We start from the raw sequence: 25,457 nt of genomic DNA, 5'->3' as shown, positions 1-25,457 counted from the left end.
TGACATTCGGGCAATTGCACCATTGCTCTATCGGTCTTGCGCAGCGCCTCATTCCACTCTGCCACAAATACCCAATATTTGTTTCTTCGGCGCGATTTTCGGCGGCCCGCCGAATACTACGCTGACATTCGGACACGACCTCATCCTCTATATCTAGTCATATTATGTGCCTGCCAAGCCGGCAGGCACACGCTTGACTGTCCAGCTCGTGTCCGAAAGTCAGACCTGACACCGGCGAGACACCGGCGACGGACACCCAGCGACGACACCCAGCGACAGCGGCCGATACCGAGGCCGCAGCCCGCAGTCCCACTCCCCGTCAGCAGCATTCCAAGCTCTTCCCTGCACGTAATTCGTAAACCTTCTATAATTTCAGTAATTCCTGAAAATTCAATACTTCCAAAGACCTATAGACATGACCAATCTCAGTCCACTTGCCCAGAAATTTATCCTGCACTTCGGCGAAATGGGCAGCCGCTGGGGCATCAACCGGACCGTGGGGCAGATCTACGCGCTGCTGTACGTACTGGCCAAGCCGCTCAATGCCGACGAAATCGCTGAACATCTCCAGTTTTCGCGCTCGAATGTGTCGATGGGGCTCAAGGAGCTGCAATCCTGGCGCCTGGTCAAGCTGCTGCACCAGCCGGGCGACCGCCGCGAGTATTTCGAGCCGCCCAAGGATATCTGGGACATCTTCAAGGCCCTGCTCGAGGAACGCCGCCGCCGCGAAGTCGAGCCGACCCTGTCGATGCTGCGCGACGCCCTGCTCGAAACGCCGGCTACCGACGCCGACCGCGTGGCCCAGGAACGCATGCGCGAGATGTACAACCTGATCGAACTATCGAGCTCCTGGTTCGACGACGTCCAGCGCCTCTCGCCCGAAACACTGACCTCGTTGATGAAGATGGGCTCCACCGTCAAGACCCTGCTCAACGTGGGCGACACCGTGCGCGGCACCTTCCGCAAGAAACGCGCCCCGGAGCCGGCGGATACCGGCAGCACCGCAAACAAACACAGCGACGAAGGCGAGTAAGATGCGCGCCCTTCTTCACCGCCTCCCGTTCGCACTGGCGATCACGCTGGTGCTGGTTTTGAAGGCCGTCATCCTGTTCATGTTCTACAAAGCCTTCTTCTCCACCCCCCAGGTTAAAAAAATGCGCATGCCGACCGCGCAGGTCGAACAGCACCTGCTCGCAACGCCCCGCTTGACACCTCCTCCTCCTGCCAAGGCCACGCCATGACCCCCATCGATGATGTTGTCAGCCTGTCGCGATTGCAGTTCGCCGCGACCGCCATGTATCACTTCCTGTTCGTCCCTCTCACCCTCGGCCTGTCCTGGATCCTGGTGATCATGGAATCGGTCTACGTCATGACCGGACGCGAAATCTACCGCGACATGACCAAGTTCTGGGGCAAGCTGTTCGGGATTAACTTCGCCATGGGCGTCACCACCGGCATCACCCTCGAATTCCAGTTCGGGACCAACTGGGCCTACTACTCGCACTACGTGGGCGATATCTTCGGCACCCCGCTGGCGATCGAGGGCATGATGGCCTTCTTCCTCGAGTCGACCTTTGTCGGCCTGTTCTTCTTCGGCTGGTCGCGCTTGTCGAAAGTGCAGCACCTGGGCGTGACCTTCCTGGTGGCCCTGGGATCGAGCCTGTCGGCCCTGTGGATCCTGATCGCCAACGGCTGGATGAACAATCCGGTCGGCGCCGAGTTCAATTTCGAAACCATGCGCATGGAACTGGTCAGCATGTCGGATGTGATCTTCAACCCGGTCGCGCAGGTCAAGTTCGTGCACACCGTCGCCGCCGGCTATGTGACGGCGTCGATGTTCGTGCTCGGCGTTTCGGCCTTTTACCTGCTCAAGGCGCGCGACGTGCCGTTCGCCCTGCGTTCGTTCGCCATCGCGGCCGGTTTCGGCCTGGCCTCGACCCTGTCGGTGATCGTGCTGGGCGACGAATCGGGCTACACCGCCGGTGAAGTCAACAAGGTCAAGCTGGCCGCCATCGAAGCCGAATGGGAAACCGAACCCGCACCGGCCGGCATTACCCTGATCGGCCTGCCCAACGATGCCGAGGAGCGTACCGATTACGCCGTCAAGATTCCCTATATGCTGGGCGTGATCGCCACCCGTTCGCTCGATACCCAGGTGACCGGCATCAAGGACCTGAAAAAGCTGCACGAGACGCGCATCCGCAACGGCATGCTGTCGTATGCGGCGCTCACGCGCCTGAAAAGCGGCGACAAGTCGCCCGAGGCGCGCGCCGAATTCCTGCGCCTGAAGGACGACCTGGGCTACGGCCTGCTGCTCAAGAAGTACACCCCGCGCGTGATCGACGCCACCGAAGCGCAGATCAAGATGGCGGTGGGCGACACCGTGCCGAAAGTGGCGCCGCTGTTCTGGTCTTTCCGCATCATGGTCGGACTGGGCATGCTGTTCCTGTTCATCTTCAGCGCCTCGTTCTACTTCCTGATCCGCAAGCGCCTGGCGCAGCAGCGCTGGCTCCTGAAGCTGGCCGTGTGCTCGATCCCGCTGCCATGGGTGGCGGCGGAGCTGGGCTGGGTGGTGGCCGAATACGGGCGCCAGCCGTGGACCATCGCCGGCATCCTGCCGACCCATTTGTCGGCGTCGACCCTGCAGGTATCGAACCTGTATTTCAGCCTGGCCGGCTTCATCGCCTTCTACACCCTGCTGCTGGTGATCGAGATGGGGCTGATGATCAAGTACACGCGCCTGGGGCCAAGCGCCCTGCATACGGGTAAATATCACTGGGAACAGAAGGAGGCCGCATGATCTTCGACTACGATACGCTCAAGGTCATTTGGTGGGGCTTTGTCGGCATCCTGCTGATCGGCTTCGCGCTGACCAATGGTTTCGACTTCGGGGTCGGCATGTGGCTGCCCTTCCTCGGCAAGGACGACATGGAACGGCGCGTCATCATCAACGTGATCGGGCCGACCTGGGAAGGCAACCAGACCTGGTTCATCGCCGCCGGCGGCGCCATGTTCGCGGCCTGGCCGCTGGTGTACGCGGCCGCCTTTTCGGGCTTTTACGTGGCGCTGATGCTGCTGCTGTTCGCGCTGTTTTTCCGGCCGGTCGGTTTCGACTACCGCAGCAAACTGGCCGACACGCGCTGGCGCAATGCCTGGGACTGGGGCCTGTTCACCGGGGGCTTCGTGCCGCCGCTGATCTTCGGCATCGCCTTCGGCAACCTGCTGCAGGGCGTGCCCTTCCACTACGACGACACCATGCGCATGGAGTACACCGGCAGCTTTGTCGGCCTGTTCAACCCCTTCGGCCTGCTGGCCGGCGTGCTGGGCGTGTCGATGCTGGCGATGCACGGCGCCACCTACCTGTATCAGAAAACCGAGGACGTCATCGCCGCGCGCGCGCGCAAGGCGGCCATGGCGGCCGGCGCGATGACCCTGCTCGCCTTCGGCGCGGCCGGGGTATGGGTCGCCACGGGGCTCGATGGTTTTCGCATCGTCTCGATGCCGCCGGTCGATAGCGCCTTCATGCCGACCGCCAAAGTGGTCGAGCGCGGCGTCGGCGCGTGGATGGATAACTACACGCGCTGGCCGCTGACGATCGCCTTCCCGGTCCTGGGCCTGCTCGGCGCCGCGCTGGCGGTGCTGCTGTGCGCGGCGCGCCGCAGCCTGCTCGCGTTCCTGGCCAGCGGCGTGTCGGTGGGCGCGATCGTGCTGACGGCCGGTACGGCCATGTTCCCGTTCATCATGCCGTCGTCGCTCTCGCCCGGCAGCGGCCTGACCGCGTGGGATGCGGTGGCCAGCCACAAGAGCCTGGGCGTGATGTTCTGGGTGATTGTGGTGATGCTGCCGATCGTGGTGATGTACACCAGCTGGGTCTATTCGATCATGCGCGGCAAGGTCACCGCGGCGCATATCCGCGAAAACGAACACGAATCTTACTAGGAGCAGACCATGTGGTATTTTGCCTGGATATTGGGGATCGGCCTTGCCCTCTCGGCCGCCATCATCAACGTGATGTGGCTGGAGGCGAACTACGCGTTCGGCCTGCGCGACGAGGATGCCACGCGGGCCAGCTTTGAAGAGGCGAACAAGGAAAATCGCCTGTTCTGATGCGGGTCGCCGGCTGGCGCCGATCGACCATGGCGGCGGCCATCGACCTGCGTCGAGGGCCGCCGCGACTGCCCCCTTAGACCGGGGGTGGGGTTGCCACCATACCGAAGATGACCAGCACCCACATGAGGGCGCCGACCGCCATCCACACGTAATTGGCGGTGGTCAGCTTGTCATTGGCTGCGCCTTGCGCATCGCCGCAGGCCTTGTTGATGAACGCCTGCGCGCTGCGCAGGCTGTAGCCGATACCGCCCAGCAGGCCCAGCGCGACCAGGGTGCCCAGGAACACGCCGAGGATGCCGGTGATAAAGCTGTTGAACAGGTTGGCGATGACCACCAGCACGACCAGCGTGGTTGCATGGGTACTGTAATCCCAAGCCAGCGGGCGCTGCTTCGCGTCCGCGTGCTGGTCCACCCGGCGGAACAGCGCGTGGATGAAGAAGACCGAGAAGATCGCGCGTGGAACCGGCCAGATATCGCTGTCGGCCGAGTTTTGCAGCTGGCATTGCTTCTTGTAATTGCTCCAGTTTTTGTAGAACCAGTAAACCTGGTAAATCGTGAAGGTCAAAATGAACATCAGCGTGAACTTGCGCTGCGAGACGACATAGAAGCTGTCGTCCGAACCGGCGGAGACCGGCGTCTTGCTCATGTCGGCTTGGGGAGGTGCGTAAAGGTTATCTGTCATATAATTCTTTCAGGAAAAGTTGCATAATTTTAACAGAACTTTTCGCCCCGTGCCTATTCGACAAGTTTGTATTTGTTGTTTTTTTGAGCAGAATGAAATCGATTGCGTGCCGTTCGCCAGGCGGGTATGGCGTCAGGCCGTGCCCTGCTCCTCGGTAATCTTGACGTACTGCACGTTGAGTGTGATCGTTTCGCTGTAGCGCAGCACGAACGAGTCGCCATCGACCTCGTAAAAGCGCTCGCTGTCGCTGGCTTCGGCGGCGTCGGGACCGGGCTTGTCGGCCACCATCGGCCGGCGCGACACGCCCTGCAACACCATGCGGTCGAGCTGCCCTTCCGCGTCGACAAAAAATTCGTCCAGCACGCCCACGTACAGCACGGCTTCCTTGGCAATTTCAACCACGGCGGACACGATGATGAAGTCGGGCGCGTCCTCGTCCTTGAAATCGGCACCGGTCAACAGGTAGTACCACGGTGCGTCGTGGAAGCGGAAAAAGGGGCCGAGCGGGGCCGTGGAGCGGTCCAGCCGGTAGCGCGAAATGATCAGCCGCGCCATCGTCGGCAGGACGAAAGAGGCAAGGAACAAACTGACGAAGTAGGCGGCGATCCAGCCGAAACCGGCCGCCACGGCGACCGTCGCGTCGGCCTGTATCGCGGGCGCGGAGGACAGCAGCTCCATCAGCACCAGCGGCTCGAACCGCTGGCCGAAAACGACAGCCGACAGCGCCAGCCAGGCCAGGTGCGCCATCAGCGACCACAGTACCGCTTCGGCGACCACCTGGCCGAACGGCGAAAAATCGAGGGAAGTGCGCTCCGAGCGCTTCAGGCGGGTTCTGAAAATGAAGCCGGGCAGGAGCAGCAGGAAGGCAATGAGTGCGGGAAGGGCAATGTTCATCCAGACCGTCAGGCGGCCTTTGCCTTGGGCACCAGTTCGACCTTGACCGTGACGGCGGAGCCGCCGCGACGGATCTGGAACGGTCCGCTGGCGGCGCTTTGCGGCGCGGCTGGCGAGCCAGGACGCTTGCCGATGAGGAAGCGGCGCAGCTCGTCGCGTGCCGCCGGATCGGCAAGCAGTTCGACAGCAAGGGGACTTTTGAGCGCTTTCATGATGCGATGATGCCACAAGTAGGCGGCAAACGCATCATCGCCGGCCCGCAATACGGCTTGAAGCGACCAGGGCTCGCCAGCGGCGCTGTGGTAAAGTGCCCCTATGCAACCCCTTAAATACCTGAGCGCCTACTCCGAGCAGACGCAGGCGCAAGTGACCCAGCTGATCGCGCAAAACAAGCTCGGCGAGGTGCTCAAGCAGCGCTATCCCGCCGCCCACGAGGTGCGCACCGACCGCGCCCTGTACGACTACGTGCAAGACCTCAAGACCGAATTCTTGCGCAACGCCGACCCGATCAACAAGGTCGTTTTCGACAGCAAGCTGCACGTGATCCAGCACGCGCTCGGCCTGCACACCTTCATCTCGCGCGTGCAAGGCAACAAGCTCAAGGCCAAGCACGAGATCCGCGTGGCGACCGTGTTCAAGGACACGCCGATCGAATTCCTGCGCATGATCGCCGTGCACGAACTGGCGCACGTCAAGGAAAAACAGCACGACAAGGCTTTCTACAAGCTGTGCTGCTACATGGAGCCGAACTACCACCAGTACGAATTCGACCTGAGGCTGTACCTGACGCAGCTCGATGTCTCGGGCGAGCGCCTCTGGTGATGCTGGTGATGTTGGCGGCTCCTTAACGGCGCTGCAAGGCCCACTGCTGGTTGGACGCGTTATTGAGCGGAGACTGGATCACGGCCGCATTCTCCTGCGCGCTGCCGCCCTTCAGGTCCAGCGCCATCCCGCTCAACTGGTTGCTCACCGTATGAAAGAGCGCCGCCGGACTGGCAAAGCGCCATTTCTGCCCGCTGCCGGCCCAGTAATCCCACTGCGCGATGGGCGTGCCGGCCGTGGTCGAGTTACCGTAGTTATCCAGGCTGCGCAAGCTGCCCGCATTGATGATGCTGTAGTTGCCATCGCCCTGCCCGAGCACATACCACGACTGGTGCTGCGCGCCGCTGTCGGCGGCCTGCTGCACCATGGCGCCGTTGGCCGTGGAGCCGCCAGCCACCGTCAGCACCTTGCCGCTGGCGCGCGACTTGATCGCATACGCGCCGTCGCTGATGCCGCCGCAGCCGGCAAAGCTGGCAAAATTGCGCGTCATGCTCGGCCAGCCGCCGCTGTAGCTCATCTTCAGGATGTCCAGCTTGGCGTTGCCTTTGTCGCTCAGGTCGTAGTAATGGGTCGAGACATAATTGCAGCCATCCTGCTTGAGCACTCCCACATGGCCCGGCCCCTTGTATTTGCCGTCGCTGTTGGGCAGGATGGTGCGCGCGCCCGAATACGGCCCCGTCACGCTGGTCGCGCGCAGCACCTCCACGTAGTAGGTGCTGTCGGCCAGCCTGCAGCAGGCCCCGCGGTTGACGAACAGGTAGTAGTACTCGCCATTACGCGTGATGTACGGCGCCTCGATGTCCTGGTGCCCGCCGCCCAACACCCTGGTCACGCTGCCGGCCAGCTTGCCGCTGGCCTGGTCGATCTGCGCCACCCCGATCCCGCCGAAGAACGAGCCGTACGACATGTACACCTTGCCGTCATGGTCGCGGAACAGGGCCGGGTCGATCGCATTGATTTCGGCCGTGCCGCCGAACGATTCGACCACGATGCCAAGGTCGGTCCACGCCGGGTTTTTCAGCGACGCCGAACGCGCCGCGCCGATCGCCGAATTCGTCGAGCCCCACGAAGACACCGAGTAGTACAGGTAGTAGTAGCCGTTCATGTGGATCACGTCGGGCGCCCACATGTCCCCGCCAAAGCCCGGGATCTTGTTGGCGATCCAGCCCGGATAGGTGGCAAACACCGGTTTGCTTTGTCCCGACCAGGTGATCAGGTCCTTTGAGGTCGAGTGCCAGATGCCCGCTTTGCCCGTGGTGAAGTTGAAGTACGTGTCGCCGTCCCTGGTGACGGTGCCGGGGTCGTGCGCATTCTTGGCGCCGGCCAGTTCGATGGCCGACGCCGGGCTGGCGCACATGGCCAGGGCCGCGATGAGTGGTTTTAACATGGGTCTCCGATCCGTTTGTGGTTTTCCTGCCAACTCAGAGTAGGCCTGTCACAGCGCGCCGACCAATGATTTTTTTGCGCCCTGCGATCACCTTTTCGGTATGGCGCGCCTGGCCGCCCTGCCCCTCGCTTCTGACAATCTCTCCAAATGTTGCATTTCCGCAGCACAAGTTATCAGGACGATTACGTCCGGGAGGAAAATGTTCGACAAGCGCCACCCTGCTCTATAAAGTCGAGCATGAACCCCGCACCCGGCCCCGGCCCGCGCGCCCACCCCGGTGCCGCGCCTGCGCGAGGCATGCTTCACCGGACTTCTATTCATGACCAAGCCTGACCCACGCACCACCGACGTCGTCGTCGCCCGCGCCTGCATTCCGGCCGCACTGCTGGCCGCACTGCTGGCCGGCGGCGCGCACGCGGCCGATCCCGACAGCCTGGCCTGGACCTTCGGCGGCTTCGGCACGGCCGCGGTGAGCTACTCCGACAACCGCCAGGCCGATTTTGGCTCCAGCGTGCTCAAAGCGAGCGGCGCCGGCTACAGCGACGCCTGGAGCCCGCACGTGGACAGCCGTCTCGGCGCCCAGCTCGGCGTGACCGTCAACAAGCAGTGGTCGGGCGTGGTGCAGGTGATCACCGAACAGCGGCTCGACCGCAGCTACCGCCCGCTCGTCGAATGGGCCAACGTCAAATACCAGGCCACACCCGACCTGTCGCTGCGCGTCGGCCGCATCGCCCTGCCGATTTTCCTGGCGGCCGACTACCGCAAGATCGGCTACGCCTATCCGTGGGCACGCACCCCGGGCGAGGTGTATGGCGCGCTCTCGATCAGCAGCAGCGACGGCGTCGACGCCAGCTACCGCTGGAAGGCGGGCGGCCTCAAACTGCTCACCCAGGCCTTCGTCGGCGGCACCAGGCTCGATCTGTACCAGGGCTACACCGTCAAGGCGCGCAAGCTGACCGGCGTGTCGACCACCGCCGACCGGGGCGCCTTCAGCAGCCGCGTGAGTGCCTTCAGCAGCGAAGTGTCGATCGATCTGGCCGACCAGCTGTTCGACGGCTTCAATCAGTTCGGCCCTCCCGGCCAGGCCCTGGCGCGCCAGTACGGGGTGCAGCGCAAGCGCTTCAACGCCCTGACCATCGGGGCCGGCTACGACCCGGGCAACTGGTTCGTGATGGCCGAAGTGGGCCGCTTCAATTCCCATTCCTTCCTCGGCAAAACCCTCACCGGCTATGCCGGCGCGGGCTACCGCGTCGGCGCCTTCACGCCATACCTGTCGTACGCCGCCTCGCACGCAAAAAGCCCCACGCGCGACCGCGGGCTGGCGCTCGACCGCCTGCCGCCGCCGCTGGCCGCGCCGGCCGCCCAGCTCAATGCGGGCCTGAACTACCTGTTGATGAGCGTACCGGTGCAGAACACCGTCAGCGCCGGCGTGCGCTGGGAAGCGCGCCGCAACGTCGCGCTCAAGCTCCAGTACGACCGCTTGCGTCCGGGCGAGCATTCGCGCGGCACCCTGCTCAACGTGCAGCCGGGCTTCGGCGCGCGCCCGCGCGTGAACCTCGCGAGCGCGGTGCTCGACTTCGTGTTCTGAGGACGGCGCCATGAACAATCGAACCCTGCGCCGCCTGCTGTCCGCCTGCGCCCTGGCGGCGGCATTGTCCGCGTCGTCGCCGCACGCCGCCGGCGCCGAACTGGTGGTCATCGTCTCGGCCAAAAGCCCGGTCGCCAGCCTGCGCGCCGACCAGGTGGCCGATATCTTCCTCGGCCAGGTAGGCACCTTTCCCGACGGCGCCGAAGCGGTGGCGCTCGACCAGCGCATCGGCAGCGCCCTGCGCGACGAATTCTATGCGCGCGTGACCTCCAAGACACCGGCCCTGCTCAAGGCTTACTGGACCAAGATGATCTTCACCGGCCGCGGCCAGCCGCCCAAGGAAGCCGGCGACAGCGCCGCCGTGCGGCGCATGGTGGCCGACAATCCGGCCCTGATCGGCTACATCGACAAGGCCGCGCTCGACCCGAGCGTCAAGGCCGTGCTGATGGTGCGCTGAGCATGAACGGCACGCGCGCCCGCCTCACGCGCCTGCTCGGGCTCGGGCAGGAAACCCACATCTCGCTGCCGCTGTTCGCGCTGCTGCTGCTGGTGATGATCTGGATGGCGACCGACCATTTCATCGGCATCGAGCGCAGCGCCGCGCAGAACGCCGCGCGCGATTCGAGCCAGGAACTGATCGACACCTACGAAGCGCAGATGCAGCGCAACCTGGGCAGCATCGACCAGACCCTGAAAGTGCTCAAGTACGCGGTCGAACTGAAAGGCACGGCCGGCGCCCTGCCCGCCCTGGACCAGCAAGGCTTGCTGCCTTCGGGCCTGGTGTTCGTGGTCAGCATCGCAGACCGCGACGGCATGGTCGTGGCCAGCAACCCGCCGGCGCGCGAGATCGACGTGTCCCAGCAGGGCTACTTCGGTTTTCACCGCGACAGCGACACCAGCACGCCCTACGTCAGCCAGACCTTGCGCGACGACGCCAATCAGGACTGGCACCTGCACTTCACGCGGCGCATGAACGACAAGGACGGCCGCTTCGCCGGCGTCGTCATCGTCGAAGTCGACCCGGCCTACTTCACCAGCGGCTACGAGCGCTCGCGCCTGGGCGAGGCGGGCGCGCTCGGGCTGTACGGCACCGATGGCGTGTTTCGCGCCCTGCGCATCGGCGACAAGGTGGCCTGGGGCCAGAGCGCGCCGCAGTTCGCGCGCGAGGCCGGTGCCGGCCAGGTGGTGGCCAGCGGCTGGGACGGCGTGCGCCGCTACACCAGCGTGCGCCGCCTGCACGGCTTTTCGCTGACCGCGCTGGTCGGCCTGTCCGAACACGAATCGATGGCCGCCTTCGAGCAGCAGCGCCGCAACTACCTGTGGGTGGCCGGCGGCAGCAGCGCCGTGCTGGTCGTCATCGTCACCCTCGTATGCGTGTGGTCGTGGCAGCTCACGCGCACGCGGCGGCGCATCCGGCGCGCCCAGGAAACCTACGCGGCCGCGTCGGAAGCGAGCCTGGATGCGTTTTTCGTCATGCGCCGCATTCTCGACGATGGCGGCGCAATCGCCGACTTCGTCATCGAAGCGACCAACACGCGCGCCGAAAAACTGGCCGGCATGGACAAGCCGGCCCTGCGCGGCATGCGCCTGTCGGCCATGCTGCCGGCCTTTCGCGACACCGGCATCTTCGAGGACCTGATCAAGGTCACCCTGGCCGGCGGCGTGCACGAAGCCGAATGGCTGGCCGAATTGAGCGGCGCGCGCACCTGCTGGCTGCACCGCCAGGTGGTGGCGGTCGAAGACGGCGTGGTGGCGATCGTGCGCGACATCACCGAGCGCAAGGTGGCGGAAGAACGCATCCGCCACATGGCGCACCACGACGAGCTGACCGGGCTGCCCAACCGCAGCCTGATCCGCGACCGCCTGGACCAGGCCATCGTCCAGGCGCAGCGGCGCGGGCGCTGCGTGGCGGTGGCCTTCATCGACCTCGATGGCTTCAAGCTGGTCAACGACGGCCTCGGTCACAACGCCGGCGACGAACTGCTCAAGGTGGTCGGCACGCGCATGGCGGCCTGCGTGCGGCGCGAAGACACCCTGGGGCGCTTCGGCGGCGACGAATTCATCATCATCCTGCCCGACCAGCCGGACAATCCGATGGCGGTGGCGCCGGTGCTGGAAAAGATCCGCCAGGCCGTCACCGAACCGATCCTCCTGGGCGGCCAGGAAGTCCAGGTCAGCTGCAGCATGGGCGTGGTGATGTACCCGCGCGACGGGGCCGAGCCGAACACCCTGATGATGAACGCCGACGCCGCCATGTACCGCGCCAAGGAGATGGGCAACAATAACTTCCAGTTCTACGCGCGCGAGATGAACGCCAGCGTGGAAGAAAAACTGGTGCTGCTCGAAGGCTTGCGCGGCGCCCTCGACGACGGCCAGTTCCACCTGCTGTACCAGCCCAAGGTGGACCTGCGCAGCGGCCTCATTTTCGGAGTCGAAGCGCTGATCCGCTGGGAGCATCCCGAGCATGGCGTGGTCTCGCCGATGCGCTTTATCGGCCTGGCCGAAGAAAGCGGGCTGATTGTCGCCATCGGCGACTGGGTGCTGCACACGGCCTGCCGCCAGAACAAGGCGTGGCAGGATGCGGGCCTGGCGCCGGTGACGATGTCGGTCAATGTCTCGCCGCGCCAGTTCGAAGAAAAGCGCCTGGTCGAGCGGGTTGCCGCGGCCCTGCGCGAGAGCGCCCTGGCGCCGGGCGCGCTGGAACTGGAAGTGACCGAGAGCCTGATCATGCGCGACCTGTCGCAGTCGATCGGCAAGATGCGCGAGTTGAAGGCGATGGGCATTTCGCTGTCGATCGACGACTTCGGGACCGGCTATTCGAGCCTGTCGGCGCTCAAGTCCTTCCCCATCAGCACCCTCAAGATCGACAAGTCCTTCGTGCGCGAACTGGCCGACAACACCGACGACCAGGCCATCGCGAAAGCGGTGATCTCGCTCGGACACATGCTCAAGCTGCGCGTGATCGCCGAAGGCGTCGAGACCGAGCAGCAGTGCGCCTTCCTGCGCGACAACGACTGCGACGAGATGCAGGGCTACCTGTTCAGCCGCCCGGTACCGGCGGCGCAGATCGCCGCGCTGCTGGAAGAACAGGCGCGCATGCAGGCCGGCTGCGACAGCGCCGGACGTCCTTTGTTCGGGCCGCAGGCCGATGCGGCGTGACGAATATATGTTGAACAAAATACGATGCGCGCCGGTCCAATCAGAAAATGAGCAAGGTGTTCATCTTCTGAATGGAGGTCCTTCATGCTATCGAAACTACTTAAAGCAATTCCCGGCGTCTTTTCCTTGCGTCCGAGCAGCGACTACAGCGAATTTCTCGTCCATAAAACGGCTGGAGAGATCATGCGCGACAACTGGGCAGGCGTTGGGCGCAGGATGGACGGCGCCATCAAAAAGGTGGGCCAAGATGTCGAAAAACAAAAAAATAAATAGGAAGATGCGTTCGCCGCCTGTCAAAACTTCCTTGCCCCTCGACGCGTCAGGAGGGAGTTTTTCAGAATACGTGGACTGTCTCGCATATTGCCAACCATGTCGACCGAAGTCCTGGCTTCCTCTCAGAGGTTCCTCCGGCGCGGCGTATGGAGGATCACGTATTGCGATCTCAGACCATCAATTGCCTGATACCTCAGCCGGAGATTTTACCTCAGTACCGCGAATTTATCGGCGATGCTCCCGAGCGCATTCTGAGGGTATTCGAGGCTGACTCGGCAGACATTCGCGCCATACGATCGCGTGCCCTGGAGTCCACAAGAAACGACAATTGCCGCTTTCAGTGGATGGCGTATAGCTTGATCGCAGGCGGATACGGCATATCGGTGCTATTTGCGTGCATGGATAAGGACATACTTTTCGGTATCGTTCTGACCACGACGATCATTGGAACAGTGAGCGGATTTATGAAGCAGCGCCATGACACTCCGATTGAACGAACCGAAAACGGCACGCTTTCCGAATAGATTTCATCGACGCGCCTTGTCCGCTATCATGCAAGGTGGCGAGAGGCCCGAAAACACCTCGAGCGCATCACGCAAAGCGCATCGCCACCGCACCGCCCGCAATCAGTCCCACCGCGCACAGGCGCCGCACGCCGAGCCGCTCGCGCAGGAACACGCCGGCGATCAGCGCCGCAAACAGGATCGAGGTTTCGCGCAGCGCGGCGATGACGGCCACCGGCGCCGCCGTCATGGCCCACAAGGCCAGCCCGTACGAGGCCATCGACACCAGGCCGCCGAGCAGGCCGGTCCGCCAGTACTGGCGGCCGTAGTCGGCCAGGGCGCGCCGTTTGCCCACCATCGACACGAGCAGCACGAGCGCCGACAGCGCGAACAGCCACAGGGTGTAGGCTACCGGCGCGCCGGACAGGCGCGCGCCGATGCCATCGACCAGCGTGTAGCACGCGATCACGGCGGCGTTGAGCAGGGCGAACAGGGTAGCGCGGCGCGACGGCGGCGAGCTGCCGGGGCCGCGCCACAGCCCCATCGCCAGCACGCCGGCGCAAATGAGGGCGATGGCGCCGTACTGCCGTACGCTGAGCACTTCGCCGACCAGCGCGGCGGACACCAGCGCCACCAGCAGGGGCGCGCTGCCGCGCATCAGCGGATAGGCGTGGCTCATGTCGCCATGCGCGTAGGCGGCCGCCAGCAGCCGGTAGTAAGCCAGGTGGCAGCAGGCCGACCCGATCAGCCACGGCCAGCTGGCCGGCGCCGGCAGCGCCAGGAACGGCAGAGCCAGCGCGGCCGGCAGAGCGCCGCCGCAGGCCACCAGCACGGTGGAGAGGAGTTTGTCGGGGCCGGCCTTGACCAGTGCATTCCAGCTCGCGTGCAGCAGCGCGGCCACCAGCACCAGCAGCACGATGGCGCCGGACACGGGGCGGCCGGCCTTGCCTAGCGGGCCAGCAGGCGCGCCAGCAGCGCCTCCGGCTCGGCGTCGACCATCATCAGGCCAACGTGGTCTTCGCGCACGAACGCTTCGCGATGCTGGTGCACGACAAACGCGGCCAGCAGGTCGTAGAAGCCGCCGGTATTGAGCACGCCGATGGGCTTGCGGTGGATCCCGAGCTGCGACCAGGTCAGCATCTCGAACAGCTCTTCGAGCGTGCCCATTCCGCCCGGCATGGCGACGAAGCCGTCCGCCAGTTCGGCCATCATGGCTTTGCGTTCATGCATGTCGCGCACGATGAACAGCTTGGTCAGGCCGTGGTGCGCCAGTTCGCGTTCGACCAGCGCCTGCGGGATCACGCCGACCGCTTGGCCGCCGAGGCGCAGCACCTCGTCGGCGATGACGCCCATCAGGCCCACCTTGCCGCCGCCGTACACCAGGCCGATGCCCTGCTCCACCAGCGCGCGGCCCATGGCGCGCGCGCTTTCCGCGTACAGCGGCGAGGCGCCGTACGAGGCGCCGCAATAGACTGCGATTGATTTCATTTGTACCGCTTCTTATTTGAGTTTTTTGAGGTATTCCTCGGACAGCTTCTGGAACAGCAGGTGCGTGTCGCCGCGCAGGTAAGGTCCGATTTGCGAGAGCACCTGGTAGCAGCCGCGCGCCAGGGCATCGGACATGGCCTGCTGCTCCGAATACTTGCGCGGATTGAGCACGTATTCGTACGACAGCCAGTAGGTGGCCACCACCACCATATTGGTGGCCATGGCGTTGATGTCGGCGTCCGACGCTTCGAGCGACTTCTCGCTGCGCAGGTCTTCGCACAGCTCCTTGGCCACCTTGATCTTGTGCGCCAGGATCAGTTTGAAATGCAGTTCGAGCTTGCGGTTACGCGAGAGCAGGTCGTTCAGGTCGCGATAGAAAAAGCGGTAGCGCCAGATCAGTTCGAACATCAGGTGCAGGTAGATCCACACGTCCTCGATGTTCGAGCGGCGCCCGTCCGGTACCGTCAGGATGCGTTCGATCTCGGCTTCGAACTGCACGAAGATTGAATTGACGATGTCATCCTTGTTGCGGAAATGGTAGTAGAGATTGCCCGGAGAAATATTCATCTCCTCGGCGATCACCGTGGTCGTGATATTCGGCTCGCCGAACTCGTTAAACAGCCGCAACGACAATTCGAGGATGCGTTCACGGGTGCGGCGGGGAGCTTTCTGTAGCATGGCGGGGGCGGTCGGTGTTTTTTCTCATGCAAGCATAACACCGAACATGGGGGTATTCACAGGCCATTGACGATACCCCGGCGTACGGTCAGGCGTCCGGTCAGGCGCCCTCGCCGCCCTGCGGTGCAGGGGTTTTGACTGCCGCGCGCTTGCGTGGCGCCCCAGCTGCCTTGACGGCTGGCTTGGCGGCTTTCTGCGCTGCCGGCTTGGCAGGCGCCTTGGCTGCCGGTTTGGCCGCGCGCTTGGCTGCTGCCGGCTCGGCCTCTGGCTTGGCTGCCAACGTGCGCACTGGCGCCTTGGACGCTGTCTTTGCGGCAGGCTTGGCCGCCGCTGTCGCCGGAGCCCCCTTGCCGCTCAGTTCGGCCACCTGCCTGCTCAGTTCCTCGACGCGCAAGGCCAGTGCCTTGAACTGCTCCTGGGTCGGCACGCCCATGCCCGCCAGGGCGCGCGTGACGCGGTCTTCGAACACCTGCTCCATCTTGTCCCACGATCCGGACGCCTGGCGCGCCACCAGCTCGGCCACGCCGGCGGCGCTGTCGGCCACGCCGCCGGCCTTGTCCTCGGCCATCGAACGGGTGCGCTTCTGCAGATCGTTACCTTCCTGGACCAGTTTGCTGAACACCCGGCTGCCCTCTTCCTGCGCCTTGGCGAACGCGCCAAGGCCGGCCTGCCAGATCTGGTGCGCCGAGGCGCGCACGGCGTCGGCCAGTTGCGAGTCGTCTTCGACGGCCTGCGGCTTGAGTTTTTTCGTCATTGCGGAACTCCGTGAATGAAATGTGGGTCGGATCGCTGCGATCCATTCTAGTGAGCTACGCTAGAGAGTGCGTTCTAAAGCGCATGCGACACCAAGCGCGGGTCAGCCACGCGATGCGACGCGCAGCATTGTGTCATACACATGCTTGTTGGGCGTGACCTTGAAGCGCGGATCGCGCGGGTAGCAGGTGCCGGCAATCGCCACGCCATGCAGCCGGGCCAGCACCTCGGCCACGGCCGGGGAACGGCTGGCGCCGGCGAAACAGTGCACCAGCAGCAGGTCGATGCCGTCCCGCGCCAGTACGGCATCGAGGTCGCGCAGGATGGCTTGGGCGATCGCTTCGGTAAAAAGATGCGGCGGCAGCGCACCGGCATCGCCTGCGGCGTCCGGCCCGATGTCGTCGAAGGCGTATGCGCGCACCCAGGCGTGCCCCTCGCGCAGCGGCGGATAGACGTGGTGCCCGGCCGCCTGTCCGTCGAGGATGCGGATCACGTAAGTACGCGCGGAAACGTCCGGCGGCACCTCGCTGGCATCCTCGGCGCTCATGAACATCACGCTGCGGACCTGGCCCACGTTGACTTGTTTGTCTGGCGTCATCGGTGTCACTCCATATCCATTAGCACAACATTGGATGCGAACACAGTGAGATGCGTATTCGCGCTCAAAAAACAGATGGCGTAGTGCCGCACAATGCGGCTGCAGGCAAAATGCTCGGTCCATTCCTTGGCCGCTTCCGAATCGGGATACGCGACCAGCGCTTCGAGGTGCACCGTGCGCAGCTGGTCGTATTCGAAGGGGTCCAGCGTAACACCTGGAAATGACGACTCGGTGAACGAACACACCGATCCGAACACCAGTTTTTTACGCTCCAGCCGCTCCTCGCCATCGAACTCGATGATGACCGAGAGCTTGCCGCCATCGCTGACCAGGTTCACCGTGGTGGCGCCATAGCTGGGCAGCCATTGACTGGTGTCGATCACGAGGGCATCGCGTCCGATTTTCTTCATCTTATCTATCTTCTCAAAAAATCGACATTGGCGAGGCGCCTGCAACTGCAATCGCTATTGCCTGTCGCCGTGCTCCCAGTCGCTCTGCGAAAGACGGTACTGATTGCGCAGAATTTCCAGGCGCGTCGAGGCGAAACCTGGCGCCGTCGCCGCCAGCAGGTCTTCGATTTCCTGGAACCGCGCCGCGCGCAGGCTGCGGTCGCGGTTGCGAATCCTGGCAAGCAGCGTGACCGCCTGGAAGCCCGCCTCGTCATGGGGGCCGGCGGCCACCCGCAAGAGCGTCGTCACCACCTGCGGCGTCATCGGCGCCAGCCGGCCGATGCGATTCACGGCCAGCCCGCCCCTGGTCACGGGATGGTTCCCGATCATGATACCGGGACCGTTGCCGATGACCAGCCGGTACCGGGAGACCGGTTCAGGCACCGGCTCATCGGCATCGCTCGCGAACGGCAGCGTCAGCAAGGTCGGCAAGACGCGCTCGGTATGCCTGTGCAGCGCCTCCTTCGCGGCGGGCGCGAACAGCAAGGTCTCGACCGCAGCCAGCGTGGCACCGTGCAGGCCACCGATGTCCCCCTCGATGCGCGCCAGCAGCAGCTCGACCTTGCGGGTCAGAACCTGACTCAGGAAGTACGTGTGCTCCGCATTGCCACTCTCCAAAAAACGTTCGTAAAGAAAGTCGAGCCCAGGACGGCTGTGGAGGTCCGCGATCATGCCTGCCACCAGGCCCAGGCAGTCAGTGGCCCCGGCACGAGACGCATCGCCATAGGCGAGCTTTAGCGTCGGCAAGCCGGAGGGCGGCAATGGCCCGATGCTTGCCACCATGCTCGCCAACCTGCATGCCGCTTCAAAACACGCGGGCGTCGTGCAAGCAGGGGCGGGCTTGGCACCATCCGGGAACCAGCCACGCGCGAGGTCGGAGATCGCGCCGGTCCTGGCAATCGCTTTTGACAGCGCGGCGTGATGCACGCCGTTTGCGCCGCCCGCCGCCATGTCGAGCAATCGCCGGTGCGCTTTCGGGATGGCCTGGTTGAGTGCGATGAAGACGTCGGCGGCGGCAGCGGCGGTCGCAGGATCGTCCAGGCGATCGACAAAATAGTCGATGGTACGCGGCGAGGCGATACCTCGTTGACTCAGGTTCAATGCGGCCGGCAACAACGCCTGAACGTTCACCGTATTAAAGAGCTGCCGGTCAAGTTCCTGCGGCGACGCGCGCTTTTTCAACGCAAGGTAAATCGCCGTGTGCATGGCGGGGTCGCTGCTGGCCGCATACACCGTCAACAGATGGGCAATTCCGACCTCGTTGCCTTGTACCGCGAGAAACGGGTCGACGAGCTCGGCGCCAACATGCGGCATCGGCAAAGCCGCCCGCAACTGCGCCAGCGCGGGACCGCCCCGCCTGCCCATGGCGGCCAGGAACGGCGCAAGGACCGTTGCCGCGTGCCGGCTCAGGTTCTCCTCTGCCAGCAGGACGGGGAGCGCATCGACCCGTTCGCTCTCATATCCTTGCGTGAATTTCCAAAACAAATCGACAGCTTTGGGGCTGACCGCTCCCCGCGCCGCCGGGGTGCCTTGGCCGGCCATGTAGCACACCATGCCGACTAAAGAGACATCCGTGTCCAGTTCGCCGCCGCTGCCACGACCGGGCGCCTTTTCCCGCCGTGCGATCGCGGTCCTGGCCAGGCAACGTGGAAAGGAGCGTTCGTCATGCAAAAGACGCGTCAGCAAAGGGACAGCGTCCTCCCCCCATTCCACCAGCTTGTCTTCGTAACAATGCGAAGGGCCAGTCAACGGCTGACCAAGAAGCTGCTCAAGACGCGCCGGCGTGAGGTTGGCAAAAGCGCTCCCGCACCCTTCCTGCACAGCCGATGGCGCCCCATATGCAGCGCGCGAAAACAGCACAAGCATTGCAATGCCAGCCGAACGTCATACTCCTTGGGCGAAGGTCATTGTGCCGCTTTCTGTTGTAAATGTGAGGACTGGCCGCCGGGTCGACTTGTCGGCGAGATGTTCCGCCAGTATTGATTAAATCCGGCCAACTGCGAGCCGGTCTTCGATTGCCCAACCACCGATAGCTCAGCGGCAGGCCGCGTTCCACGCATCGTAGTCGGCGCCGCTGCGGCGCGCCCAGATGGTGGCGCCGGCATCGCGCCCGCTGCGGTAGGTCAGCGCCACCATTTCCTCGCTGCTCGATCCGATGGCGCCGACATCGATCGCGTGCAGCTCGAACGGCAGCGAACGATCGCGCGCACAGCCGCTGTTCCCGGCCAGCAGCAAGCGCGCTTTGTCCAGCAATTTGGCCTGCTGCGCCAGCACCCCGGTCAACTCCGTGTCGGGCATGCGCTGCAACAGTTCCACCGGCCTGGCCGGGATCGCGCAGCCGCTGGCGCGGTCGAGCCAGACGAACTGGCGGATGTTCCCGGCGGCGCTCCACTGGCCGCTGGCGGCGGCGTAAGTGAACTCGATGCGCTGCATGCGGCACAGCAGCTTGAATCCGCGCCGTGGCGCCATGTTGACCGTCGCCGCGACCTGCCACGCCTGTCCGGTGTCGGAGCGTGTGACGGCGAACGCCGGCTGCGCACTGTGATTGTCGGGAAAGCGCTTCTGGTAATACGCATGGAAGGCCTTCACCTCGGCCTCGGAGGGCGAGCGCGTTTGAACAGGAATGATGGTGTCGGCGGCGGCCGGCGCGCCCGCCGCCAGCATCGATAGCACTGCCAGCGCCGCTGCCAGCGCCCGCGCGCGCCTCATGCGCGCGCCAGCATGCGGCGCTCGACCGATGCGCCGGCGCGCATGCGGAACGTGAAGCGCGTGACGCCGTCCTCGGACGTCACTTCCAGCGTGGCGCCGTGCGAACGGGCGATTTCGGACACGATGAACAGGCCCAGTCCCAGGCCCTCGCTGGCGACCTGGCTGGAGGCCCGCCAGAACGGCTTGAACAGCTGCCCGATCCTGGCCGGCGCGATGGCCGGCCCGCCGTTGCTCACGCTGATCTCGAACTGGCCGTCGCGCGCCCGCGCGCTCACCAGCACCGGCTCGCTGCGCGCGCCGTGCACCAGCGCGTTCTTGAGCAGGTTCGACAGCAATTGCTGGATGCGCGCCGGGTCGCAGTACACGCTGTGCGGCAGGTCGATGTCGAGCCCGATGCGCTGGTCCGGATAGGCGCCCTGCAGCTCGGCCACCACCTGTTCGAGTGACTGGCGCAGGCCGGCGTCGTTGCGCAAGTCGAGCGCGATGCCGCCACCCATGCGCCCGCGCGTGAAATCCATGACGTCGCTGACCAGCGCCGAGATGCGCAGCGCGCTGCGCCGCATGCGCTCGAGCACGCTCTCGGCCTGGGCGGAGAGGGGCTCGCGCCGCAGCAGTTCGGTGCCCAGCATAATCGACGACAGCGGCGTGCGCACATCGTGCCCGAGCACGGCGATGAACTGCTCGCGCAGCTCCGAGGTATCGCGCTCGCCCAGCAGCGCCGACCGCGATTCGGTCAGTCTCAGTTCGGTGTCGAGGTGCTTGGAAATGAGCTGGGCGAACAGGGTCATGCTCGCCACCGTGGCGGTGCTCGACAAGTGCGCCGGCAAGGGATCGAGCCCGCACAGGGTGCCGAAATAGGAGCCGTCCGGGCGCAGGATCGGCAGCGAAATGTAGCTCTGGAAGCCGTAAATGCGCGGCGTGTGGTGGTCGCGGTAGCGCGCATCTTCGCCGACGTTGTCGATGATGACCGGCCGCCTGGTGTCGCGCACTTCCTCGCACAGGGTGGTGGCCACATCGAGGCCGTCGCCGACCTTCAGGCCGAATCCGAGTTCGTCGCGCACGGCGCAGGCGGTCCACGAGTCGTGCGTCACGCGCGCGATGCAGACCAAGCGCAGCCCCGTGATCGCGGCCACCGCGTCGAGGATGGTTGGAACAGATGAAATCGCCTCGATGGCGGCGATATCGGCAGCTATATCTGTTTGCATCAATCTCTCTTGCGCGAAAACCCGGTTGGACGAAGCGCAATCGTATCATGCGCCCCGGGTGAAGGAGATTTTCGGGCTAAGCCGCCTGGCGCCCGTGCATCTGGCGGTGCAGGCGGAAGCCCTCGCGGATATTCTCGCGCAGGACCGCGCCCTTCCACGGCTTGGTGTAGAAGCGGTCGATCGCGCCATGGTTGATCGCCGCCATGATCGGCGTCAGGTCCGAATAGGCCGACAGCATGATGCGGAAGGTATCCGGGCACAGGTTCTTGACCCGCTCCATGAATTCGGTCCCGCTCATGAGCGGCATGCACTGGTCGCACAGGATCACCTGCACCTTGTGGCGCGCCAGGATGTCGAAGCCTTCGGCCGCCGTCTGCGCGGTCAGGATGCGGTAGCCGTCCTGCGCCAGGAAGTCCGACAGCACGTCGAGCATGAAAGCGTCGTCGTCGACGATGAGCAGGGTTTGCTGGTTCAGCAGCGACTCGTCGAGCGGCGGCATCAGGTACTTGCCTTCGCCGAGCATCTGTTCGAAATCCTCTTCCGGCAGCGGACGGCTGAAGTAGTAGCCCTGCATCTCGTCGCAGCCGTGGCGGCGCAGGTAGGCCAGCTGCGCATCCTTTTCCACCCCTTCGGCGACCACCTGCAGTTTCAGGCTGTGCGCCATGTTGATGATGGCCAGTACGATGGCCGCGTCGTCCGGGTTGCTGGTCACTTCGCGCACGAACGCGATGTCGATCTTCAGTTTGTCGATCGGGAAGCGCTTCAGGTACGCCAGGCTCGAATAACCGGTGCCGAAATCGTCGATCGAAATCTGGATCCCGAGCGCTTTCAGGTTGCGCAGCACGGTGATCGTGTCTTCCGCGTTCGACATCAGCGAACTTTCGGTCAGTTCGAGTTCGAGCAGTTCGGGCGCGATGTCGTGCACCTTGATCGCGTTGAGCACTTCCTGTTCCAGGCCGCCGACGAAAAACTGGATGCCCGAGACGTTCACCGACAGGTGCACCGGCCCGATCTTGCTTCTCCCCCATTCGCTGATCTTGCGGCACGCTTCGTTCAGCACCCAGGTGCCGACCCGCACGATCAGGCCGGTCTCTTCCAGGATCGGGATGAACAGGCCCGGCGAGACCATGCCGTGGCCCGGCCGCTTCCAGCGGATCAGCGCTTCGGCGCCGCTGATGCGGCCCGACCCGATGTGCACCTTGGGCTGGTAGTACAACACGAATTCTTCGTTGTCGATGGCGCGCCGCAGCGCGTTTTCCAGGTCCAGCCGGGCCAGCGACTGGGCGTTCATCTCGGCCGTGAAAAAGCGGAAGGCATCGCGCCCGGCTTCCTTGGCGCGGTACATGGCGGTGTCGGCGTACTTGATCAGGGTGTCGGCATCGAGCCCGTCGTCCGGATAGACCGTGATGCCGATGCTGGCCGTGACGGTCACTTCGTGCCCTTCCAGGTCGAACGGGCGGCGCAGGCTCTCGCGGATCTTGTCGACCACCGCGATGGCCGTCTGCGGGCCTTCCGGCAGCATCAGGATGGCGGCGAATTCGTCGCCGCCGAAGCGGCCGATGGTGTCGCGCACGCGCAGGCAGTCGACCAGGCGGCTGGCGAACTGGCGCAGCAGCTCGTCGCCGATCGGGTGCCCGAGCGTGTCGTTGACGGTCTTGAAGCGGTCCACGTCGAGGAACAGCACCCCCACCGCCCAGCGGTGTTCCGCGGCCTGTTCCAGCGCGCGCGTGAGCGACGAATAGAACTGGCTGCGGTTGGGCAGCCCGGTCAGGGTGTCGAAATGGGCCAGCTTGAGCAGGCGCAGTTCGGATTCCTTGCGCTCGGTGATGTCGCGCGCCACCGCCACCAGGATCCAGCTCGAGCCGGAGCGCAGGGTACGGCGCTGCACTTCGACCGACAGGGTCGATCCGTCCTTGCGCTGCACCAGGATTTCGGCCATGGCGCCCGACTGGTCGCCCGAGAGCAGCTTGTCGTACAGGTCCTTCAGGCGCAGCTTGTCGTTCTCGTCCTCGCCCGGCCGCGCCGGCGCCGACAGCGCCAGGAAGTCGTCGCGGAAGAACCCGAGCATGCGGCAGGCGGTGGCGTTGACATCGACAAAGGCCATGCCCGAGCGGTCGATCAGGAAAATCGCGTCGGCGGTGGCGTCCATCGCCGTGCGAAAGCGGCGCAGGTCTTCGTCGAGGCGAATGCGCGCCGTCATGTCGGCCGTCAGCTGCGCGTGGTGGCGCTTGATCTCTTCGTACAGCAGCAGGTTTTCGTAGGCCACCGCGATCTGCGCGCTGACCGTCACCGCCACCCGTTCGTCGACTTCCGAAAAGCCGTCGGCGCCGAGCTTGTCGACCAGGTACAGCCAGCCGTGCACGCGCTCGCGCGAGGCGATCGGCACGCCGAGGAAGGAATGCACGGGCGGATGGCCCTGCGGCAGCCCGACCGAGCGCGGGTCGCCGTCGATGCCGTCGATGCGCACCGGAATTTCCTCGTCGAGCACCTTGGCCAGCACCCCGGCGCGCGGATTGGCGGCCACCACGCCGGCCTGGCGGTTTTCGCCGCACGAGGAAAAGTAGCTCAGTTCATCGGCGCCCTCGTCGAGCACGCCGATGCAGGCATATTTGGAGACGCAGATGTTCTGCGCCACGCGGCAGCCGATTTCGAGCAAGGCGGTCGGATCGCGCTCGGCCCCCAGTTCGATACCGAGTTCGATCAGGGCGGTCAGGCGCAGGCTCACCGCCTGCAGGCTCGACAAGGAACTCGAGAGCCGGTCGGTCATCTGCGACAGGTCGTACGAGGGCTCCGGCATGCCGTGGCTGGCGATGCGCGACAATACCTGGCTGCTGCTCGACTCGACTTCGACCAGGTATTCGGCCACCGTGTTATCGATCGAGAACATGCGGCCAGACTCGGCCGGCGGCGCCGTGAACGAGGGCAGCATGACCGGGTCGGTGATCCCGAGCGCCTCGTGCACGGTGCGCAGGATGACATCCGGGTCGGACGGTTTGGGCAGCACCCACTGCACCCCGCAGGCCTGCGCCATCTTGTTCGCTTCGCGCTCGCGGTAGGTGGCGGTGTAGAAGATCACCGGCAGGTCGGCCGTGGCCGGATCGCTGTGCAGGCGCGTGACGAATTCGTAGCCGTCCATGTTCGGCATGAGAATGTCCGAGATGACCAGGTCGGGGCGCTCGGCGTGCACCATCTTCAGGCCCTCGACGCCGTTGGCGGCTTCGATCAGGCGGTGGCCGCCGTAGCCGAGCAGGGTCATCAGGAATTCGCGGTTCAGCACATGGTCGTCGACGATCAGGATGGTGGCCTGCTTGTCGGCGCGGCCCTCGCCCACCGGCGCGGCGGCCGGCACGGCCACGCTTTCCTCGACGCTGGCCACCAGCGCGGACGGCGCCTGCAGCGGCAAGAAGCTCTCCAGCTGGGCCACGAAGGTATCGGGCTCGATCGGCTTGCCGATGTAGCCGTCGAACCCGGCGTCGAGCAGGCGTTCGCGGTCGCCCACCATGGCCAGCGCGGTCACCGCCAGCACCGGGATCGCGGCCAGGCTGGCGTCGCCCTTGAGCGCCGCCACCACGCCGTAGCCGTCCAGCTTGGGCAGGTGCACGTCGCAGATGATCAGGTCGGGCAGCGTCTCGCGGGCGGTGTCGACGCCGCTCGCGCCGTCGTACGCCGTCAATGGGATATAGCCGAATGCCTTCAGCAGATACACCATCAACTCCATATTGGTGGGGTTGTCTTCGATTATGAGGATGCGTGCGGACACTGTGGCGCTCCTGGGTTAATACCGGTACTCGTGCAACTGGTGGCATCGCAGTCTGCTCGTCTGTTGCATCCTGACACATTCATACACGCATAGGCAATTGTGCGCAACGAAACAGGAACAACACCGCCGCAGCAGTCGTTAATCGGCGACAGAATTTGCCGGCTTCATGCATCCCGCATAAGAAACTCACCATTACTCACGAGTCGAGATCGGATTGTCCATGACAATCTATTTCACAACGACTGTAGCACGGCTTTCCAGGCCGTTGTTACTCTTACTGTGTCATAAGTTATATCGAGCCACATTGCAGCAGGGGCATCGTTGAAGTCGTTTCACGATTGCAGACATGATGAGTGTGCGCAATGACGTAATTGATTCAGGTACGTGGCGCTGTGTCCG

General features: G+C 64.4%; 25 protein-coding genes. 11 read left to right on the top strand and 14 right to left on the bottom strand.

The features are described 5' to 3' along the window. Positions 1-415: 415 nt before the first annotated feature. The 5 genes from F2P45_RS31625 to cydX are packed head-to-tail and all read left to right on the top strand — an operon-like array spanning position 416 to position 4,107. A complete protein-coding gene (locus F2P45_RS31625; protein ID WP_166882188.1) occupies positions 416-1,033 on the top strand; it encodes a GbsR/MarR family transcriptional regulator in 618 nt (205 codons plus the stop codon). A 1-nt stretch (position 1,034) separates the two neighbouring features. Beyond that, the gene (gene cydP / locus F2P45_RS31620; RefSeq protein WP_166882187.1) at positions 1,035-1,241 is read left to right on the top strand and encodes a cytochrome oxidase putative small subunit CydP; all 207 of its coding nucleotides are present in this window, start codon (positions 1,035-1,037) and stop codon (positions 1,239-1,241) included. Continuing rightward, on the top strand, positions 1,238-2,800 hold the full coding sequence (locus F2P45_RS31615; protein WP_166882186.1) for a cytochrome ubiquinol oxidase subunit I: 1,563 nt from the start codon (positions 1,238-1,240) through the stop codon (positions 2,798-2,800). Before cydP ends, F2P45_RS31615 begins: the two co-directional genes overlap by 4 nt. Next, the gene (cydB, locus tag F2P45_RS31610) at positions 2,797-3,939 is read left to right on the top strand and encodes a cytochrome d ubiquinol oxidase subunit II (protein ID WP_166882185.1); all 1,143 of its coding nucleotides are present in this window, start codon (positions 2,797-2,799) and stop codon (positions 3,937-3,939) included. Before F2P45_RS31615 ends, cydB begins: the two co-directional genes overlap by 4 nt. A gap of 9 nt (positions 3,940-3,948) precedes the next feature. Continuing rightward, complete coding sequence (gene cydX, locus F2P45_RS31605; protein WP_166882184.1) at positions 3,949-4,107, top strand: cytochrome bd-I oxidase subunit CydX; 159 nt, start codon at positions 3,949-3,951, stop codon at positions 4,105-4,107. Positions 4,108-4,183: 76 nt separating this feature from the next. On the opposite strand, the gene F2P45_RS31600 is transcribed toward cydX, so the two are convergent. The 3 genes from F2P45_RS31600 to F2P45_RS31590 all read right to left on the bottom strand — a co-directional run bounded on the left by F2P45_RS31600 (position 4,184) and on the right by F2P45_RS31590 (position 5,898). Then, positions 4,184-4,792, bottom strand: a complete 609-nt coding sequence (locus tag F2P45_RS31600; protein WP_166882183.1) for a hypothetical protein — start codon at positions 4,790-4,792, stop codon at positions 4,184-4,186. A gap of 132 nt (positions 4,793-4,924) precedes the next feature. Beyond that, positions 4,925-5,686 carry a hypothetical protein gene (locus F2P45_RS31595; RefSeq protein WP_166882182.1) on the bottom strand — a complete coding sequence of 254 codons (762 nt, stop codon included), beginning with the start codon at positions 5,684-5,686 and terminating at the stop codon, positions 4,925-4,927. A gap of 8 nt (positions 5,687-5,694) precedes the next feature. Continuing rightward, positions 5,695-5,898, bottom strand: coding sequence for a hypothetical protein (locus tag F2P45_RS31590; RefSeq protein WP_166882181.1), 204 nt, complete (start codon positions 5,896-5,898; stop codon positions 5,695-5,697). A 103-nt stretch (positions 5,899-6,001) separates the two neighbouring features. Between F2P45_RS31590 and F2P45_RS31585 the strand changes: the two genes are divergently transcribed. Beyond that, positions 6,002-6,508 (top strand): YgjP-like metallopeptidase domain-containing protein, encoded by a 507-nt coding sequence (locus tag F2P45_RS31585; protein WP_166882180.1) that lies wholly within the window; start codon positions 6,002-6,004, stop codon positions 6,506-6,508. 22 nt (positions 6,509-6,530) lie between these two features. On the opposite strand, the gene F2P45_RS31580 is transcribed toward F2P45_RS31585, so the two are convergent. After that, the gene (locus tag F2P45_RS31580) at positions 6,531-7,895 is read right to left on the bottom strand and encodes a family 43 glycosylhydrolase (RefSeq protein WP_166882179.1); all 1,365 of its coding nucleotides are present in this window, start codon (positions 7,893-7,895) and stop codon (positions 6,531-6,533) included. A gap of 319 nt (positions 7,896-8,214) precedes the next feature. Here F2P45_RS31580 and F2P45_RS31575 point away from each other — a divergent pair, with 319 nt between their 5' ends. The 5 genes from F2P45_RS31575 (at position 8,215) to F2P45_RS31555 (ending at position 13,439) form a co-directional block, all read left to right on the top strand. Beyond that, complete coding sequence (locus F2P45_RS31575) at positions 8,215-9,483, top strand: hypothetical protein (RefSeq protein WP_166882178.1); 1,269 nt, start codon at positions 8,215-8,217, stop codon at positions 9,481-9,483. 10 nt (positions 9,484-9,493) lie between these two features. Then, positions 9,494-9,940 carry a type 2 periplasmic-binding domain-containing protein gene (locus F2P45_RS31570; protein WP_166882177.1) on the top strand — a complete coding sequence of 149 codons (447 nt, stop codon included), beginning with the start codon at positions 9,494-9,496 and terminating at the stop codon, positions 9,938-9,940. A gap of 2 nt (positions 9,941-9,942) precedes the next feature. Beyond that, the gene (locus F2P45_RS31565) at positions 9,943-12,642 is read left to right on the top strand and encodes a bifunctional diguanylate cyclase/phosphodiesterase (RefSeq protein WP_166882176.1); all 2,700 of its coding nucleotides are present in this window, start codon (positions 9,943-9,945) and stop codon (positions 12,640-12,642) included. Between the two features lie 84 nt (positions 12,643-12,726). Continuing rightward, complete coding sequence (locus tag F2P45_RS31560) at positions 12,727-12,915, top strand: hypothetical protein (RefSeq protein WP_166882175.1); 189 nt, start codon at positions 12,727-12,729, stop codon at positions 12,913-12,915. 146 nt (positions 12,916-13,061) lie between these two features. Continuing rightward, positions 13,062-13,439, top strand: coding sequence for a hypothetical protein (locus F2P45_RS31555; RefSeq protein WP_166882174.1), 378 nt, complete (start codon positions 13,062-13,064; stop codon positions 13,437-13,439). 67 nt (positions 13,440-13,506) lie between these two features. Here the strand turns inward: F2P45_RS31555 and F2P45_RS31550 are convergent, their stop codons facing one another. The 10 genes from F2P45_RS31550 to F2P45_RS31505 all read right to left on the bottom strand — a co-directional run bounded on the left by F2P45_RS31550 (position 13,507) and on the right by F2P45_RS31505 (position 25,058). Further along, entirely contained in the window at positions 13,507-14,349 is an 843-nt protein-coding gene (locus tag F2P45_RS31550; protein ID WP_166882173.1) for an EamA family transporter, read from the bottom strand. Between the two features lie 17 nt (positions 14,350-14,366). Beyond that, positions 14,367-14,906 carry an LOG family protein gene (locus F2P45_RS31545; RefSeq protein ID WP_166882172.1) on the bottom strand — a complete coding sequence of 180 codons (540 nt, stop codon included), beginning with the start codon at positions 14,904-14,906 and terminating at the stop codon, positions 14,367-14,369. Positions 14,907-14,918: 12 nt separating this feature from the next. Beyond that, the gene (locus F2P45_RS31540; RefSeq protein WP_054263370.1) at positions 14,919-15,584 is read right to left on the bottom strand and encodes a TetR/AcrR family transcriptional regulator; all 666 of its coding nucleotides are present in this window, start codon (positions 15,582-15,584) and stop codon (positions 14,919-14,921) included. A 100-nt stretch (positions 15,585-15,684) separates the two neighbouring features. Further along, positions 15,685-16,338: a phasin family protein gene (locus F2P45_RS31535; RefSeq protein ID WP_166882171.1), complete on the bottom strand. Its 654-nt coding sequence runs from the start codon at positions 16,336-16,338 to the stop codon at positions 15,685-15,687. A 102-nt stretch (positions 16,339-16,440) separates the two neighbouring features. Then, positions 16,441-16,935 (bottom strand): dual specificity protein phosphatase family protein, encoded by a 495-nt coding sequence (locus F2P45_RS31530; RefSeq protein WP_166882170.1) that lies wholly within the window; start codon positions 16,933-16,935, stop codon positions 16,441-16,443. A 5-nt stretch (positions 16,936-16,940) separates the two neighbouring features. After that, entirely contained in the window at positions 16,941-17,345 is a 405-nt protein-coding gene (locus F2P45_RS31525) for a hypothetical protein (RefSeq protein ID WP_166882169.1), read from the bottom strand. 54 nt (positions 17,346-17,399) lie between these two features. Further along, a complete protein-coding gene (locus F2P45_RS31520; protein ID WP_166882168.1) occupies positions 17,400-19,250 on the bottom strand; it encodes a hypothetical protein in 1,851 nt (616 codons plus the stop codon). A 168-nt stretch (positions 19,251-19,418) separates the two neighbouring features. Further along, positions 19,419-20,093 carry a hypothetical protein gene (locus F2P45_RS31515; RefSeq protein ID WP_166882167.1) on the bottom strand — a complete coding sequence of 225 codons (675 nt, stop codon included), beginning with the start codon at positions 20,091-20,093 and terminating at the stop codon, positions 19,419-19,421. Then, positions 20,090-21,298, bottom strand: coding sequence for a GAF domain-containing sensor histidine kinase (locus F2P45_RS31510; RefSeq protein ID WP_166882166.1), 1,209 nt, complete (start codon positions 21,296-21,298; stop codon positions 20,090-20,092). The genes F2P45_RS31515 and F2P45_RS31510 overlap by 4 nt, the downstream gene beginning before the upstream one ends. Before the next feature lie 76 nt (positions 21,299-21,374). Then, positions 21,375-25,058 (bottom strand): EAL domain-containing protein, encoded by a 3,684-nt coding sequence (locus F2P45_RS31505; protein WP_166882165.1) that lies wholly within the window; start codon positions 25,056-25,058, stop codon positions 21,375-21,377. Positions 25,059-25,457: the final 399 nt, after the last annotated feature.

This window comes from Massilia mucilaginosa, assembly GCF_011682145.1.
Taxonomy (GTDB): domain Bacteria; phylum Pseudomonadota; class Gammaproteobacteria; order Burkholderiales; family Burkholderiaceae_D; genus Telluria_A; species Telluria_A mucilaginosa.
The sequence above is the reverse complement of the archived record's forward strand: the minus strand, read 5'-3'. Positions and strand labels throughout refer to the sequence as shown.

Bases quoted from the DNA above. Each gene is read 5' to 3' on its own strand.
- F2P45_RS31515 (WP_166882167.1), bottom strand. From the start codon at position 20,093: ATGAGGCGCGCGCGGGCGCTGGCAGCGGCGCTGGCAGTGCTATCGATG.
- cydB (WP_166882185.1), top strand. From the start codon at position 2,797: ATGATCTTCGACTACGATACGCTCAAGGTCATTTGGTGGGGCTTTGTC.
- F2P45_RS31555 (WP_166882174.1), top strand. From the start codon at position 13,062: ATGGAGGATCACGTATTGCGATCTCAGACCATCAATTGCCTGATACCT.
- F2P45_RS31530 (WP_166882170.1), bottom strand. From the start codon at position 16,935: ATGACGCCAGACAAACAAGTCAACGTGGGCCAGGTCCGCAGCGTGATG.
- F2P45_RS31540 (WP_054263370.1), bottom strand. From the start codon at position 15,584: ATGCTACAGAAAGCTCCCCGCCGCACCCGTGAACGCATCCTCGAATTG.
- F2P45_RS31595 (WP_166882182.1), bottom strand. From the start codon at position 5,686: ATGAACATTGCCCTTCCCGCACTCATTGCCTTCCTGCTGCTCCTGCCC.
- F2P45_RS31580 (WP_166882179.1), bottom strand. From the start codon at position 7,895: ATGTTAAAACCACTCATCGCGGCCCTGGCCATGTGCGCCAGCCCGGCG.
- F2P45_RS31535 (WP_166882171.1), bottom strand. From the start codon at position 16,338: ATGACGAAAAAACTCAAGCCGCAGGCCGTCGAAGACGACTCGCAACTG.
- F2P45_RS31510 (WP_166882166.1), bottom strand. From the start codon at position 21,298: ATGCAAACAGATATAGCTGCCGATATCGCCGCCATCGAGGCGATTTCA.
- F2P45_RS31565 (WP_166882176.1), top strand. From the start codon at position 9,943: ATGAACGGCACGCGCGCCCGCCTCACGCGCCTGCTCGGGCTCGGGCAG.
- F2P45_RS31585 (WP_166882180.1), top strand. From the start codon at position 6,002: ATGCAACCCCTTAAATACCTGAGCGCCTACTCCGAGCAGACGCAGGCG.
- F2P45_RS31525 (WP_166882169.1), bottom strand. From the start codon at position 17,345: ATGAAGAAAATCGGACGCGATGCCCTCGTGATCGACACCAGTCAATGG.
- F2P45_RS31545 (WP_166882172.1), bottom strand. From the start codon at position 14,906: ATGAAATCAATCGCAGTCTATTGCGGCGCCTCGTACGGCGCCTCGCCG.
- F2P45_RS31575 (WP_166882178.1), top strand. From the start codon at position 8,215: ATGACCAAGCCTGACCCACGCACCACCGACGTCGTCGTCGCCCGCGCC.
- F2P45_RS31520 (WP_166882168.1), bottom strand. From the start codon at position 19,250: ATGCTTGTGCTGTTTTCGCGCGCTGCATATGGGGCGCCATCGGCTGTG.
- F2P45_RS31600 (WP_166882183.1), bottom strand. From the start codon at position 4,792: ATGACAGATAACCTTTACGCACCTCCCCAAGCCGACATGAGCAAGACG.
- F2P45_RS31560 (WP_166882175.1), top strand. From the start codon at position 12,727: ATGCTATCGAAACTACTTAAAGCAATTCCCGGCGTCTTTTCCTTGCGT.
- cydX (WP_166882184.1), top strand. From the start codon at position 3,949: ATGTGGTATTTTGCCTGGATATTGGGGATCGGCCTTGCCCTCTCGGCC.
- F2P45_RS31625 (WP_166882188.1), top strand. From the start codon at position 416: ATGACCAATCTCAGTCCACTTGCCCAGAAATTTATCCTGCACTTCGGC.
- F2P45_RS31615 (WP_166882186.1), top strand. From the start codon at position 1,238: ATGACCCCCATCGATGATGTTGTCAGCCTGTCGCGATTGCAGTTCGCC.
- F2P45_RS31570 (WP_166882177.1), top strand. From the start codon at position 9,494: ATGAACAATCGAACCCTGCGCCGCCTGCTGTCCGCCTGCGCCCTGGCG.
- cydP (WP_166882187.1), top strand. From the start codon at position 1,035: ATGCGCGCCCTTCTTCACCGCCTCCCGTTCGCACTGGCGATCACGCTG.
- F2P45_RS31590 (WP_166882181.1), bottom strand. From the start codon at position 5,898: ATGAAAGCGCTCAAAAGTCCCCTTGCTGTCGAACTGCTTGCCGATCCG.